14 protein-coding genes are annotated in these 13,693 nt (G+C 67.8%); 6 read left to right on the forward strand and 8 right to left on the reverse strand.

Features of this window, described 5'->3' with window-relative positions; all coding sequences use genetic code 11:
* Positions 1-49: 49 nt before the first annotated feature.
* From AS850_RS16620 to AS850_RS16120, 6 genes are all read left to right on the forward strand, one after another.
* Positions 50-2,305: a DUF6049 family protein gene (locus tag AS850_RS16620; RefSeq protein ID WP_164088497.1), complete on the forward strand. Its 2,256-nt coding sequence runs from the start codon at positions 50-52 to the stop codon at positions 2,303-2,305.
* Entirely contained in the window at positions 2,302-3,999 is a 1,698-nt protein-coding gene (murJ, locus tag AS850_RS16625; RefSeq protein WP_164088498.1) for a murein biosynthesis integral membrane protein MurJ, read from the forward strand. The genes AS850_RS16620 and murJ overlap by 4 nt, the downstream gene beginning before the upstream one ends.
* A 112-nt stretch (positions 4,000-4,111) precedes the next feature.
* On the forward strand, positions 4,112-5,098 hold the full coding sequence (gene trxB / locus AS850_RS16105) for a thioredoxin-disulfide reductase (RefSeq protein ID WP_119870034.1): 987 nt from the start codon (positions 4,112-4,114) through the stop codon (positions 5,096-5,098).
* A gap of 55 nt (positions 5,099-5,153) precedes the next feature.
* Complete coding sequence (trxA, locus tag AS850_RS16110; RefSeq protein ID WP_119870035.1) at positions 5,154-5,480, forward strand: thioredoxin; 327 nt, start codon at positions 5,154-5,156, stop codon at positions 5,478-5,480.
* 101 nt (positions 5,481-5,581) lie between these two features.
* Positions 5,582-6,886 (forward strand): aminotransferase-like domain-containing protein, encoded by a 1,305-nt coding sequence (locus AS850_RS16115; RefSeq protein WP_119870036.1) that lies wholly within the window; start codon positions 5,582-5,584, stop codon positions 6,884-6,886.
* 90 nt (positions 6,887-6,976) lie between these two features.
* Positions 6,977-7,954 carry a D-alanine--D-alanine ligase family protein gene (locus AS850_RS16120; protein ID WP_119870037.1) on the forward strand — a complete coding sequence of 326 codons (978 nt, stop codon included), beginning with the start codon at positions 6,977-6,979 and terminating at the stop codon, positions 7,952-7,954.
* 250 nt (positions 7,955-8,204) lie between these two features.
* Here AS850_RS16120 and AS850_RS16125 read toward each other — a convergent pair whose 3' ends face one another.
* From AS850_RS16125 to rpmH, 8 genes are all read right to left on the reverse strand, one after another.
* Positions 8,205-9,158 carry a ParB/RepB/Spo0J family partition protein gene (locus AS850_RS16125; protein ID WP_119870038.1) on the reverse strand — a complete coding sequence of 318 codons (954 nt, stop codon included), beginning with the start codon at positions 9,156-9,158 and terminating at the stop codon, positions 8,205-8,207.
* Positions 9,158-10,003: a ParA family protein gene (locus AS850_RS16130; protein WP_173795240.1), complete on the reverse strand. Its 846-nt coding sequence runs from the start codon at positions 10,001-10,003 to the stop codon at positions 9,158-9,160. Before AS850_RS16130 ends, AS850_RS16125 begins: the two co-directional genes overlap by 1 nt.
* A gap of 191 nt (positions 10,004-10,194) precedes the next feature.
* Positions 10,195-10,833, reverse strand: coding sequence for a 16S rRNA (guanine(527)-N(7))-methyltransferase RsmG (gene rsmG, locus AS850_RS16135; RefSeq protein ID WP_119870040.1), 639 nt, complete (start codon positions 10,831-10,833; stop codon positions 10,195-10,197).
* A gap of 33 nt (positions 10,834-10,866) precedes the next feature.
* Positions 10,867-11,424 (reverse strand): Jag family protein, encoded by a 558-nt coding sequence (locus tag AS850_RS16140; RefSeq protein ID WP_442856913.1) that lies wholly within the window; start codon positions 11,422-11,424, stop codon positions 10,867-10,869.
* Between the two features lie 59 nt (positions 11,425-11,483).
* Positions 11,484-12,479, reverse strand: coding sequence for a membrane protein insertase YidC (gene yidC, locus AS850_RS16145; protein ID WP_119870042.1), 996 nt, complete (start codon positions 12,477-12,479; stop codon positions 11,484-11,486).
* Between the two features lie 5 nt (positions 12,480-12,484).
* Complete coding sequence (gene yidD, locus AS850_RS16150; protein ID WP_119870043.1) at positions 12,485-12,811, reverse strand: membrane protein insertion efficiency factor YidD; 327 nt, start codon at positions 12,809-12,811, stop codon at positions 12,485-12,487.
* Positions 12,808-13,179 (reverse strand): ribonuclease P protein component, encoded by a 372-nt coding sequence (gene rnpA / locus AS850_RS16155; RefSeq protein WP_119870044.1) that lies wholly within the window; start codon positions 13,177-13,179, stop codon positions 12,808-12,810. The genes yidD and rnpA overlap by 4 nt, the downstream gene beginning before the upstream one ends.
* A gap of 37 nt (positions 13,180-13,216) precedes the next feature.
* The gene (gene rpmH, locus AS850_RS16160) at positions 13,217-13,354 is read right to left on the reverse strand and encodes a 50S ribosomal protein L34 (protein ID WP_043595303.1); all 138 of its coding nucleotides are present in this window, start codon (positions 13,352-13,354) and stop codon (positions 13,217-13,219) included.
* Between the last annotated feature and the right edge of the window lie 339 nt (positions 13,355-13,693).

The following is a 13,693-nucleotide window of genomic DNA, read 5'->3' on the forward strand; positions in this document are numbered from 1 at the left end:
ACTCGCTATGCCCGGCTCGCGACGACCGTCGTTTCCGCGCCCTTCGCCTATGAGAATCCTTCCCGCGTTCGCCGTCTCCGCCCTGGCCGCCGTCGCCCTCGTCGCCGGCATGCCGGGCGCGGCCGCGACCGCCGCGACCGCCACGCCGTCGCCGAGCTCCTCGTCCGGCTCGACCTCGTCGACGACCGCCGCCGACGCGGTCACCGTCTCGCTCGCTCCGGCGAACAACGGCGTCGTCGCCGAGGGCGCCGACCTCACCACGACGGTCACGATCCGGAACGGCACCGACACGGCCCTCGACGCCGGAGTCGTGCGCCTCTACCTCGACCGCCAGACCTTCTCCAGCCGGTCGCAGCTCGAGGCCTGGTTCGCCCGCCCCGACGACACGACGACCGACGCCCTCGGAGCGTTCATGATCACCACCGAGGTCCCCGCCATCCGGGCCGGCGCCACGAGCACGCCGATCTCCGTCACGATTCCGTCGTCGAGCCTCCAGCTGAACGGCAGCGACTGGGGCGCCAAGGCCTTCGGCGCCCGCTACAGCGTCGCCGGCTCGCCTCTCACGGAGCAGCACTCGAGCGTCGTCTACTACCCGAACGACAGCTTCCAGGCCACGCGCCTCGGCGTCGCCGTGCCCCTCACCGTCCCCGAGAGCACGAGCGGACTCGTCTCGAGCGAGGCGCTCGCCTCCTACACGTCGCGCAACGGCATCCTGACGCAGGAGCTCGAGGCCGTCCGCGGCAAACATGTCGCCATCGGCATAGACCCGATGATCCTCGCCTCCATCCGCATCCTCGGCAACGTGGCGCCGCCCTCGGCCCTCGCGTGGCTGAACCGGCTGGAGCGCGTTCCGAACGAGACCTTCGCCCTGGCGTACGGCGACTCCGACCTCTCGGCGCTGCGCCAGGCGGGAGCCACGCGCATCCCGACCCCGGTCGACTTCTCCGACGCCATCGCCACCCAGCTGAAGGCGGAGCCGGACTCCTACACGCCCGTCACGCCGACGATCGGGCCGAGCGGCGGGGCGACCGCAGGAGCCCCGGGGGCGACCTCCCCGACCCGCTCCGCGACTCCTGCGGCGACTCCCGCACCCACGGGCTCGCCCGCCACGACGGTCCCGACGACCGAGTCGCTCCTGGCGTTCCCGTACACGATCCAGTCCGTCGCCTGGCCTCTCGACGACACGGTGAGCAGCGCCGACCTCCCGGTGTTCGCCTCGAGCGGCGTGAAGACGACGATCCTCTCGAGCGACAACGTGAAGAGCACCGACGGCGCCACCGAGAACGCCTCCGTGCGCATCGGGTCGCAGGCGGCGCTCGTCTCGGACGACACCCTCTCCGACCTGCTCCGCGAGGCCTCCACCGCCGGCACGCCCGACGAGTGGAAGAGCGACGTCGCGGAGCTCTCCGCCCAGCTCGCCACGCTCAGCCACGAGCGTCCCAGCGACGCTCGGACCCTGTTCGCCACCGTGCCGCGCAACTGGGCGACCACGGGCTCCCGCCTCGACGACACGCTCACCGAGCTGGCGAAGCTCCCCTGGGCGTCGAGCGCGACGATGCGGCAGGCCGTGGCCACGAGCCCCACCACGACGACGCTGTCGTCCAAGAAGGCGTCGGCGTCGCGGGTCGAGCTCCTGCGCCCCCTGGTCTCGTCCGACTCCGACCTGACGCGCTTCGCCACGGCGCTCTCCCAGCCGCAGGTCGTCACCAGCCGCGAGAGGCTGCGGATGCTCGCCCTCTCGTCGACGTCGTGGTCCGACAACGGCGACGGGCTCCGCACCGAGATCGCGAAGTTCCAGGCGTCGGTCGCGAAGACCGTCACGCAGGTGCGGGTGGTGCGGGGGAGCGACATCAACGTGCTGGGCGACCGCTCGTCGCTTCCCGTCATGGTGCAGAACGACACCGCCTCCTCGGCCGTCATCTACCTCCGCGTCGTGCCGTCGAACTACAACCTCAACATCGAGAAGAGCGTCATCTCGATCACCGTGCAGCCCAAGTCGCAGCAGCGCATCACCGTGCCGGTGCAGTCCGTGGCCAACGGCAAGGTGAATCTCACGCTGAGCCTGACCAGCAGGACCGGCGAGGCGATCTCCAGCCCTTCGCAGGTCGCGATCAACGTGCGCGCCGGCTGGGAGACCGCGATCACGCTGATCTTCGGCGTGGCCGTGGTGATCATCTTCGGCGGCGGCATCTACCGGAGCCTCCGCCGCCGGCAGCGCTCGCGCAGGGCCGCGGCGGGGGAGAGCGACAGCGACGGCGGCGCGGCGACCGGATCCGGCGGAACCTCGTCGGAGGTCGCGTCGTGACCGTCGTCGATCCCGTCGGAGCCGAGAACCCGGATCCGCCCACCGCCTCCGTCCCCGTGCAGCGGAGCCTCGGCCGAGCGAGCGCCCTGCTGGCGAGCGGCACCGTGGTGTCGCGCGTTCTGGGCTTCGCGAAGACGGCCGTGCTCGCCGCCGCCATCGGACAGGCCTTCAGCGGGGCCGCCGACGCGTTCGCCCTCTCCAACCAGCTCCCCAACAACATCTACGCGCTCGTCGCCGGAGGGCTGCTCAGCGCCGTCCTGGTGCCGCAGATCGTCAAGGCGGCCCGGCACAGCGACGGCGGCCAGCGCTACATCAACAAGGTCGTCACCCTCGGGACCGCCGTGTTCGCGGTGGTAACCCTCGTCGCGGTCATCGGCGCCCCGATCCTGGTCAACGTCTACGCCTCGTCCGCAGGAGCAGGGGGCCGCGGCTTCTCGCCCGGTGCCATCGCCCTCGCCACCGCCTTCGCGTACTGGTGCCTCCCGCAGATCTTCTTCTACGCCGTGTACTCGCTGCTCAGCGAGATCCTCAACGCGCGCCAGATCTTCGGACCTTTCACGTGGGCTCCCGTGATCAACAACGTCGTGTCGATCCTCGGGCTCGTGGTGTTCATGCTGCTGTTCGGGGGAGCGGGCCACAACTCGCTCGTCGCGAACTGGACCCCGGGCCGCATCGTCGTCCTCGCGGGCACGGCCACGCTCGGCGTCGCGGCGCAGGCGGCGTTCCTGCTTCTGTTCTGGAAAAAGGCCGGACTCACCTTCCGCCTCGACTGGAAGTGGCGCGGCGTCGGACTCCGCGACACCGGGCGCGCCGCGGGCTGGATGTTCGCCCTCATCCTGGTGACCCAGCTCGCCGGCATCGTGCAGAGCCGCGTCGCGTCGCTCGGCACCGACATCGGCGCCTCGAACGCCACCCTCGCGAACGCCTGGCTCATCTTCATGCTGCCGCACGGCATCGTGGCGGTGTCCATCGCGACGGCGTACTTCACGAGCATGACGGCGGACGCCGACCGGGGCGACCTGCGCGCCGTCCGGAACAATCTGTCGGAGTCGCTCCGCGCGATCGGCCTCTTCATCGTCTTCTCGGCGGTGGCGCTGGCGGTGGTGGCCTACCCGTTCGCGCGCTTCTATGAAGCCACCTTCTCCGGCGTCGCGGCGATGGCGCACGTGATCCTCGCGTACCTCCCCGGTCTGATCCTCTTCAGCATGCTGTTCGTCCTCCAGCGGGTCTTCTTCGCCTTCCACGAGCAGCGCACGGTCTTCTTCATGCAGCTCGTCCAGTCGGGCGTCGGCGTCGTGGGCATGCTCGTCTGCGCGATCACCGTGCCGCCGCAGCACATCGCGGTCGCCGTCGCCGTGGTCACCTCGATCGCCGGGAGCGCGCAGACCGTCGTCGCCCTCGTGCTGGTCCACCGCCGCATCGGCGGCATCGATGGCCGCTGGGTGGCTCGCCGCCACATCCAGTACCTCGTCTTCTCGCTCGTGGCCGGGGTCGTCGGCATCCTCGTCGTATCCGGTCTGGGAGGTTACGACGCTGAAGGCTTCGGGCTTTCGGGCCGCGTGCCCGCCATCATCACCGTCGTGATCGCTGGAGTCGTCATGGCCGCCGTGTACGTCGTCCTCCTGACGGCCGCGCGGATCCCCGAGCTCTCGGCCATGACGCGACCCGTCCTGCGGCGCCTCCGTCGGAGCTGACGGCGCCCGCCTGGGAACACCCGGGGCGCCAGGAATAAGCGGAAGTTAGGATGTGTTTCACCGCACAGGCAGGCCCGACGGTCCGCCGGACAGTTCTTCAGAAAGGTGCCCCATGCGTCAGGTCATCATCATCGGTTCCGGCCCGGCCGGTTACACCGCTGCGATCTATGCGGGTCGCGCCGGGCTCCGCCCCCTTGTCGTCGCGAGCTCGGTCGAAGCGGGCGGCGAGCTCATGAAGACCACCGAGATCGAGAACTTCCCCGGATTCCCCGACGGCCTCCAGGGCCCGGAGCTCATGTTCAAGATGCAGGAGCAGGCGGAGAAGTTCGGCGCCGAGGTGCTGCTCGACGACGTCGTCAGCGTCGACCTCGCGGGCGACGTCAAGAAGGTCACCCTCGGCAGCGGCGTCGTGGAGGAGGCCCTCACGGTCATCTACGCGACCGGTTCGGCCTACCGCAAGCTCGGCATCGCCGACGAGGAGCGCCTCTCCGGTCGCGGTGTCAGCTGGTGCGCCACCTGCGACGGCTTCTTCTTCAAGCAGAAGGAGATCGCGGTCGTGGGCGGCGGCGACTCGGCGATGGAGGAGGCCACCTTCCTCACGCGCTTCGCCACGAAGGTCTACGTGATCCACCGCGGCGACACCCTGCGCGCGTCCAAGATCATGCAGGACCGCGCTTTCGACAACGAGAAGATCGAGTTCCTCTGGAACAAGACGGTCACGGGTATCACCGGCGACGAGAAGGCGACCGGCGTCGTCCTCACCGACACGGTCGACGGCTCCGAGTCCACTCTCGACCTCGAGGGTCTGTTCATCGCGATCGGCAACGACCCCCGCGTCCACCTGGTCCACGGCCAGCTCGACCTCACCTCGGAGGGCACCGTCGCCGTCGAGGGGCGCTCGTCGAAGACGAACCTCCCCGGTGTGTTCGCCGCGGGAGACGTCATCGACGTGACCTACCGACAGGCCATCACGGCTGCCGGATCAGGAACGGTCGCGGCCCTCGACGCCGAGCACTACCTCGCCGGCCTCGACAAGTCGGTCTTGGACCAGGCCCTGGGCGCCGAGCCGGCCGAGCCCGTCACCGCCTCGGCTCGCTGAGCACCGTCACCACCTCGCTTCACGAACGTCTGACTCTCCACGAAAGGGGAACCCCATGAGCACCGCCACCGCCGTCACCGACGCCACCTTCGAGCAGGATGTCCTGAACTCCGACGAGACGATCCTCGTCGACTTCTGGGCCGAGTGGTGCGGCCCGTGCCGCGCCGTCTCCCCGATCCTCGACCAGATCGCGGCCGAGCACAGCGACAAGATCAAGATCGTCAAGCTCAACGTCGACGACAACCCGCAGACCGCGATGAAGTACCAGATCACCTCCATCCCCGCGATGAAGGTCTACCGCGGTGGCGAGGTCGTCAAGACCGTCATCGGCGCCAAGCCCAAGCCGGCCCTCGAGGCCGACCTGGCGGACTTCCTGGCGTAGACGAACGCATCGAGAGCCCGCCCAGCATCCACGCTGGGCGGGCTTTCTCTGTTAACACGACCTTTTCCCCTACTCTTGAACGAACTTCCGGAAGGCTCCTCATGACCAACCAGGGCACCAACCTCGATCCGTGGTACGACAGCTACGCAGACCGCACGGCAGGCCTCAGCGCCTCCGAGGTGCGGGCCCTGTTCGCCGTCGCCTCGCGTCCCGAGGTCGTCTCCCTGGCCGGGGGGATGCCGTTCGTGTCTGCGCTGCCGCGCGAGATGGTCATGGGCTCGATCGAGAAGGTCATGCACGACAACGGGGCCATGGCCCTCCAGTACGGCTCGGGCCAGGGCACACCCGCGATCCGCGAGCACATCATGCAGATCATGGCGATGGAGGGCATCCGGGGGAGCGCCGACAACGTCGTCGTCACGACCGGCTCGCAGCAGGCCCTCGACCTCGTCACCCGTCTCTTCATCAACCCGGGCGACGTCGTCCTGGCCGAGTCGCCGAGCTACGTCGGGGCCCTGGGGGTCTTCCGGGCCTACCAGGCCGATGTGGCGCACGTCGAGATGGACGACGACGGCCTGATCCCCGAGGCGCTCCGCCAGCGCATAGCCGCCCTCGAGGCGGAGGGGCGGACGATCAAGTTCCTCTACACGATCCCGAATTTCCACAACCCAGCAGGAGTCACGCTCTCCTGGTCCCGTCGGCTCGAGATCCTCGACATCTGCCGCTCCCACGGCATCCTCGTCCTGGAGGACAACCCCTACGGTCTCCTGGCCTTCGACAAGCCGGCGCCCCAGGCGATGCGCTCCGTCGACGACGAGGGTGTCATCTACCTCGGCTCCTTCTCGAAGACCCTCGCGCCCGGGTTCCGCGTCGGCTGGGCTCTCGCCCCGCACGCCATCCGCGAGAAGCTCATCCTGGCCAACGAGTCCGCGACCCTGTCGCCCAACTCGTTCGGGCAGTTCGTCATCACCGAGTACCTCGACCAGGCCGATTGGCGCGGACAGATCGACCGGTTCCGTCTCCTCTACGCCGAGCGCCGCGATGCGATGCTCAGCGCACTGGGGGAGTACCTCCCGTCGCTGTCCTGGACGAAGCCCGACGGTGGCTTCTTCGTGTGGGTCACGCTCCCCGAAGAGCTCGACTCGAAGGCGATGCTCCCCCGCGCCGTGAAGGAGCTCGTGGCCTACACGCCCGGCACCGCCTTCTTCGCCGACGGCGGGGGTCGTCAGAACATGCGTCTCTCGTTCTGCTATCCGACGCCCGAGTTCATCCGCACCGGCATCGCTCGTCTCGCGACCGTCATCAACGGCGAGCTCGATCTGCTGCGGACCTTCTCCGGTGCGGCCCTCACGGCACCGGTACCCACTCGGCCGAGCGTCACCACGCCTCCTCCGAACATCCTCTGATCAGGACTTTTATCTACTTCGTGGACTGAGCGTCGATCTCAGCGCGTCGATCCCACCCTGCACCGACACCGAGAGGGAGCGAAGCTCCAGATGACCTCCATCACGCCCGATTCCGCCGCCGTCCGCTCCGTCGTCGTCCTCGCGGGCGGGATCAGCCACGAGCGCGACGTCTCCCTCCGGTCCGGTCGTCGCGTAGCCGACAGCCTCGTCGCCCACGGCCTCTCGGTCGAGCTCCGCGACCCGGACGCCAGCCTGCTCGGTCACCTGCGCGACACCCAGCCCGACGTCATCTGGCCTGCCCTCCACGGTGCGAGCGGGGAGGACGGCGCACTGCGCGGACTCCTCGAGGCGCTCGACATCCCCTTCGTCGGGTCGCGTGCCACCGCGGCGCGCCTCGCCTGGGACAAGCCGACGGCCAAAGCGCTCGTCGCTCGTGCAGGCATACGAACGCCGCGGAGCATCACCCTCTCGCACGACGCCTTCCGCGAACTCGGAGCGGTCAGTGTCTTGCAGGCCATCTCCGACGAGCACCCGGTCCCGGTCGTCGTGAAGCCCGCCCGCGGCGGGTCCGCCCAGGGCGTCACCGTCGTGGACGACGCGTCCGCACTCCCGCGGGCGATGGTCGACGCCTACACCTACTGCGAGGACGTCATCGTCGAGCAGAAGATCGTCGGCACCGAGGTCGCCGTCGGTGTTCTCGACACCGGCGACGGCCCCGTCGCTCTCCCGGCCGTCGAGATCGTACCGACGTCCGGCTTCTACGGTTTCGAGGCGCGCTACAACGCGGGGGAGACCCGCTTCTTCACTCCGGCGCGCCTCGACGAAACGGTCAGCGCAGGAGTTGCGGAGGCGGCGGTGGCCGCGCACACCGCGCTCGGTCTGCGTCACCTGTCGCGCGTCGACATCATCGTCGACGCCGCCGGCACCCCCTGGTTCCTCGAGGTCAACGTACTTCCCGGACTGACGGAGACGTCTCTGGTGCCGATCGCGCTCGAGGCGGCCGGATACGACCTCGGCTGGGTCTACGCGGAGTTGGCGCAGCGCGCCATCCTCGACCACGAGGCGTAGGTCGCGGCTCCTACGGGCCAGCTTGCTGGGCAACGACGATGTTTCACGTGAAACACGACCGAATCGGCCCTCCGTCGCCATCTGTGGCTCCGTTGCCGATCTCAGAAACGTCCCTCAGCACGCTCAGATCGCTTCTGGGCCCTGCTCTCGCACGTATGACTAGATCAGAGGCCACTTGTGCTGGGGCCCATGACGCAGAAACGGGGCGACGGCTGCCCGAAAGCGTCCCGTCACCCCGTGTCTCCTGCGTTCAGGCGACGCCGAAGGGATCCTGCCCCATCTCGCCCAGAATACGGTTCAGATCACCGATGGAAGCGAAGTCGATCGTGATCGAACCCTTCCGCGCCCCGAGCGTCACCTTGACCCGGGTGTCGAACCGGTCGCCGAGGCGCTCGGCCACGTCGGACAGGTGACCCTGGGTGGCCCCGGACGTCGTCTTGGCGGGCCGTTTGTCTTTCAGGGTGAGGCCCGCGGCAGCCGCCTCGGCCGCCCGGACGGAGAGATCCTCGTTGACGATCTTGTCGGCGAGACGCTCCATACCTGCGGCGTCACCGACGGACAGGATGGCGCGGGCGTGACCGGCCGACAGAACTCCTGAGGCCACGCGACGCTGCACGGGGGAGGGGAGGCGCAGCAAACGCAGGGTGTTGGTCACCTGCGGGCGGCTGCGGCCGATCCGGCCGGCCAGTTCCTCCTGCGTGATGCCGAAATCCGCGAGAAGTTGCTGATAGGCGGAGGCTTCTTCCAGCGGGTTGAGCTGCGCACGGTGAAGGTTCTCCAGCAGGGCGTCGCGGAGCATGGCGTCGTCCGCGGTGTCCTTGACGAGTGCCGGGATCGTGGCGAGGCCGAGCTCCTTGGTGGCGCGCAACCGACGCTCGCCCATGACCAGCTCGTACTGCGGGCCTCCGGCGACGGGCGCCTTGAGGGGACGCACGACGATGGGCTGCAGGAGCCCCACCTCGCGGATGGACGCGACGAGCTCGCTCAGCTCCTCCTCGCGGAACTCCGTGCGGGGCTGGTGCGCATTCGGCACGATGTCGAGGGGATTGAGACTCGCCAGTCTCGCCCCGGGGACGGCGACGAGGTCCTCCGCCGTCTGCTCGCGCGACGGGAAGAAGACGTCCACGGGGCGTCCCTGCGTCTCGTCCTGCACGGGGATGAGGGCGCCGATGCCGCGGCCGAGTCCGGTTCGTTTGGTTGCCATTACTGGGGCGCTCCTCGGTGTGCAAGTTCGGCGGCCGCCTCGAGATACGAGAGCGATCCGGGGGAGTTGGTGTCGTAGCTGATCACGGTCTGCCCGTAGCCCGGCGCCTCGCTAATGCGCACGGACCGCGGGATCATCGTCTTCAGCACCTCCTTGGGGAAGTGCTCGCGCACGTCCGCTGCGACCTGCTGCGAGAGGTTCGTCCGTCCGTCGTACATGGTCAGCAGGATGCTCGACACGGTGAGCACCGGATTGAGGTGCTTCTCGATCAGCTGGATGTTGCGCAGCAGCTGACTCAGACCCTCCAGGGCGTAGTACTCACACTGGATCGGGATCAAAACCTCTTGTGCCGCCACAAAGGCGTTGATGGTCAAGAGCCCGAGGGACGGCGGGCAGTCGATGAAGACGTAGTCGAACCGTTCGTCGCGCTCCGCAGTGGTCTGCAGGAAGAGATCGAGGGCGGTCCGGAGTCGCTGCTCCCGGGCGACGAGCGATACGAGTTCGATCTCGGCGCCGGCGAGATGGATCGTCGACGGCACGCAGTAGAGAGCGTCGAACTCGGGGCTCTTCTGGATCACGTCGGCGATGGCGGATTCGCCCACGACCACGTCGTAGACACTGGCCGTCTCCGCACGGTGTTCGACACCGAGCGCGGTCGAGGCGTTCCCCTGAGGATCGAGATCGATGACGAGCACACGAGCACCGTTGCGAGCCAGGCCGGCTGCCAGATTGACCGTGGAGGTCGTCTTGCCGACGCCACCCTTCTGGTTCGACACGGTGATCACGCGTGTCTTCTCCGGGCGGGGGAGGGAGTCGATGCGCAGTGCCTCGCGGCGCCGCGTCAGGTCGGCGAGTTCGCGGGCAAGGGGAGTGGTCGCGTCGAATGTCGTGGAGGAAGTGGACGAGGCTCCTGCCCCACCCTGAGACCCGTCGACGTCTGAAGGTCTACTCACCGGATACGTCTCCGAATCGCCATGTTTCACGTGAAACGGCCGAGTGGAGCGCTCCTCAGAAAGAAGGTGTCACTCGCCGCAAGTCAATCAACTGTAGCCCGAAAAACCCGAGTGGTTTCGTCGACGAGACCGACGCCGAGCTCAAGGACCTCGACGTTCGTGAGGTGGTTCCGAGCGATCACCTTGCGGGCCGCCGCCACTTCGTCCTCGACACGGGAGCCCTTCAGGAACAGCAACTCGCCACCCGTGCGGACGAGCGGGACCGTCAGCGGAATGAGCTTCGAGAGCGCACTGACGGCTCGAGCAGTTGCCTGATCGAGCCAGGGCGAGATCTCCGCGTCCTCGGCACGTGCACGCAGCACCTCGACGTTGGTGAGACCCAGGCGATCCGCCTCGGACCGCAGCCAGTCGGTGCGACGCTCCATCGGCTCGATCAGGATCAGCATGGCATCGGGCCGGGCCGCCGCGAGGACGAGCCCGGGGAGGCCCGCTCCGGAGCCGATGTCTCCGACCCGCCCAGCCATGAGAAGAGGCGCGAGAAGCCCGCTGTTGATGACGTGGCGCGTCCACAGCCGGGGCAGCTCCAGCGGGCCGATGAGGCCGAGCTCCTCCCCGTACTGGGCGAGGTCGCGGGTGTACTGGCGGACGACGTCGATCCGGTCTCCGAAGAGGGTCGCGGCGGCAGCCGGCTCGACCTCGAGATCAGCGGGGGAGGTGGTCATCGGGCGATATGAAGAATTGACATCCGACGATGACTAAGCGCGACGGACGACCGTGTGACGGTCGCGCCCTTCGCCCTCGGACTCCGACACGAAGCCGCGCTCCGAGACGATGTCGTGCACCAGCTTCCGCTCGTACGACGACATCGGGGGCAGCGCCGCCGCGGTCGAACCCTCTTCGAGCTTCTCGACGGCCCGGTCAACCAGGAGCATCAATTCCTGCTCACGAGTGGCCCGCGAGCCACCGACGTCGAGGATGAGCCGGGAGAACTCACCGGTGCGCGTCTGGACCGCGATACGGGTCAGCTCCTGCAGGGCCGTCACGGTGTCCGGCTTCGACAGGAGGCGGAGGTCGTTCTCCCCGGAGGAGTCGACGGAGATGTAGGAGCGACCGCCCCGCGTCTCGATGTCGATGTCGCCGTCGAGGTCGAGGATGTCGAGGAGCTCCTCGATGTAGTCGGCCGCGATGTCGCCCTCGTCGAGGTCCGACTCGCTGTCGGCATCGGCATCGGGTTCGTCACCGGAAGAGTCCTCGACGGTCGACTCGCCCTCGCCTGCCAGGGGCGCGTTCGTCGTAGAAGACGCGTCGGTCAGGGGCTCCTGCGTCTCGACGGTGTCGACGTGGTCGACGGAGTTCTCGGTCTCGGCGGAGCTCATCGGGCCTGTCCGTTCTGCTTCTTGGCGCGCGACTTACCCACGGGCTGGCTGCGCTGCGTGGTGACGCGCTTCGGGGTCTCGATCTCGGTCACGGTCACCTCGGTGAGGGACTTGAGGCCACCGCCGGAGACACCGCGACGGGCCTCCTTCTCCTGCTGCTTCTTCGCCAGTCGGGCCTCGCGGGCAAGAGCCGCGTCGCTGCCGGGCGTGGGGGAGTTGCGGATGACGACGTACTGCTGACCGAGGGTCCAGAAGTTGGAGGCCAGCCAGTAGAACATGACGCCGAGGGGGAACGACAGACCGGAGAAGAGGAAGACGAGGGGGAGCACGTACAGGAGCATCTTCTGCTGCTTGTACATCGGGCTCGCCTTGGTCTCGGGCGACATGTTCTTGGAGGTGAGCTGCAGCTGCGTGTAGAACTGCGATGCCGTCATCAGGATGATCATCGCGCCGGCGATGACCTGAACGTGCCAGGTGGTCGCCGTCGTGAAGGTCTCGTGCAGGGGCGCTCCGAGCAGCTCGGCCTTGGCGAAGGAATCGGAGAGCGACTTGTTGAGGAGGCCGATGCCGATCTTGCCGGTCTGCGCGTTGTGCAGCACGGTGTAGAGGGAGAAGAACACCGGCATCTGGATGAGCAGGGGCAGGCACGACGAGAGCGGGTTGGTCCCGGTCTCCTTGTAGAGGGCCATCGTCTCGCGCGACATGGCCTCGCGGGAGAACTGGTCTTTCTTGCCCTTGTACTTGTCCTGGATCTTCTTCAGCTGCGGGGCGACCTCCATCATCCGGCGCTGGTTCTTGATCTGCCGCACGAAGATGGGGATGAGGGCGACGCGGACGATGATCGTGAGCAGCACGATCGACAGCACCCACGTCACACCCGCGTCGGGCGCCAGGCCGAGGCCCTCGAGAACGAAGTGCCAGGCGACGAGGATCGCCTCGACCACCCAGCGGATCGGCCACAATATAGTGCCGACGAATCCGAGAATGTCCATGCTGGTCAGGCCTTTCCGTGGCTGTGAACGTTTGCGAGACGGGGGGTCACGAATCCGCTGCGAGCAACGGCGTAACGGTGGTGGTTCGGCTCGGGGACATCGTCGATGCCGCCCTTCGCCCAGGGGTGGCAGCGGGCGAGGCGCCAGCTGCCGAGGGCGATGCCCTTGGCGGCACCGTGCTGCTGGATCGCCTCGAGGGCGTAGCGCGAGCACGACGGGTAGTAGCGGCAGACATCGCCGTAGAGCGGGGAGACGGTGGCTCGGTACGCGCGCAGGAGCGCCACGCAGACGTTGCGCGGAAGGAGCACCAGAACCTGGACTACACGCCTCACGCCTTCACTTCTTTCGAACTCAGCACACCCTTGTCGATGACTCCCGTGATCTCTTCGAGCAGGGTAGACCACGGAACTCCGATACTGCCTGGCAGGGAGCGGATCACGACGTCTGTTCTCGGAGGGAGAAAAGGCAGTCGGTCGTGCGCCACGGCCTTGAGTCGACGACGGACGGTGTTGCGGACGACCGCGTTGCCCACCGTCTTGGCGACGATGAACCCGAAGCGGGGCGCAGGATCCTCGGGGCCGGAGCCCTCCGGACGTCGCCTCACGTAAACGACACAGTGCGCCGTGGCCGACTTGCGGCCACGACGCACGGTGTTTCGGTAGTCGTCTGCGCGAACGATCCGGTTGGCTCGTGCCAACACCTGAACCTCGACTCAGCGGCTCGACTCGACGTCGAGGCTACGCGGACAGCTCGGTGCGGCCCTTGCCGCGGCGGGCGGCGAGGATGGCACGGCCGGCGCGGGTGCGCATGCGGGCGCGGAAGCCGTGCTTCTTGGCGCGGCGGCGGTTGTTCGGCTGGAAGGTTCTCTTGCTCACGGTTTCGTCTCCAAGGAAAAGGACCGAGCCAGGTGCCGCAGTCCAGGAAAGTCTTGTCAGCCCGAATCGACTGAAATCAACTGGTTAAAACTACGCGACCCGGGCGCGTCGGTCAAACGCCGGGCAAAACGACCATTATCCACAGTGGGGAAAACTCCGGTTGCGTTTCGTCCGCCGTGTCGAACTAAGGTGGAGCAGTCTCGGACGCGATCACCCCGAGAACCGGGGCAACGGCGACGTTCGAGCCTCGGGGCCAGGCTTGCTGAGCGGTGGATAACCCTGTGAGCAACCCTGTTGACAAGTGGCGGCCCGACGCCGAGTGAAGAAGCGAGAGAAACA

It is taken from the genome of Frondihabitans sp. 762G35 (assembly GCF_002074055.1).
Classification (GTDB): Bacteria; Actinomycetota; Actinomycetes; order Actinomycetales; family Microbacteriaceae; genus Frondihabitans.

Coding starts and splice junctions, on each gene's coding strand:
- trxB (WP_119870034.1), top strand. CDS start 4,112: ATGCGTCAGGTCATCATCATCGGTTCCGGCCCGGCCGGTTACACCGCT.
- AS850_RS16125 (WP_119870038.1), bottom strand. CDS start 9,158: ATGGCAACCAAACGAACCGGACTCGGCCGCGGCATCGGCGCCCTCATC.
- AS850_RS16620 (WP_164088497.1), top strand. CDS start 50: ATGAGAATCCTTCCCGCGTTCGCCGTCTCCGCCCTGGCCGCCGTCGCC.
- AS850_RS16115 (WP_119870036.1), top strand. CDS start 5,582: ATGACCAACCAGGGCACCAACCTCGATCCGTGGTACGACAGCTACGCA.
- yidC (WP_119870042.1), bottom strand. CDS start 12,479: ATGGACATTCTCGGATTCGTCGGCACTATATTGTGGCCGATCCGCTGG.
- rsmG (WP_119870040.1), bottom strand. CDS start 10,833: ATGACCACCTCCCCCGCTGATCTCGAGGTCGAGCCGGCTGCCGCCGCG.
- trxA (WP_119870035.1), top strand. CDS start 5,154: ATGAGCACCGCCACCGCCGTCACCGACGCCACCTTCGAGCAGGATGTC.
- AS850_RS16120 (WP_119870037.1), top strand. CDS start 6,977: ATGACCTCCATCACGCCCGATTCCGCCGCCGTCCGCTCCGTCGTCGTC.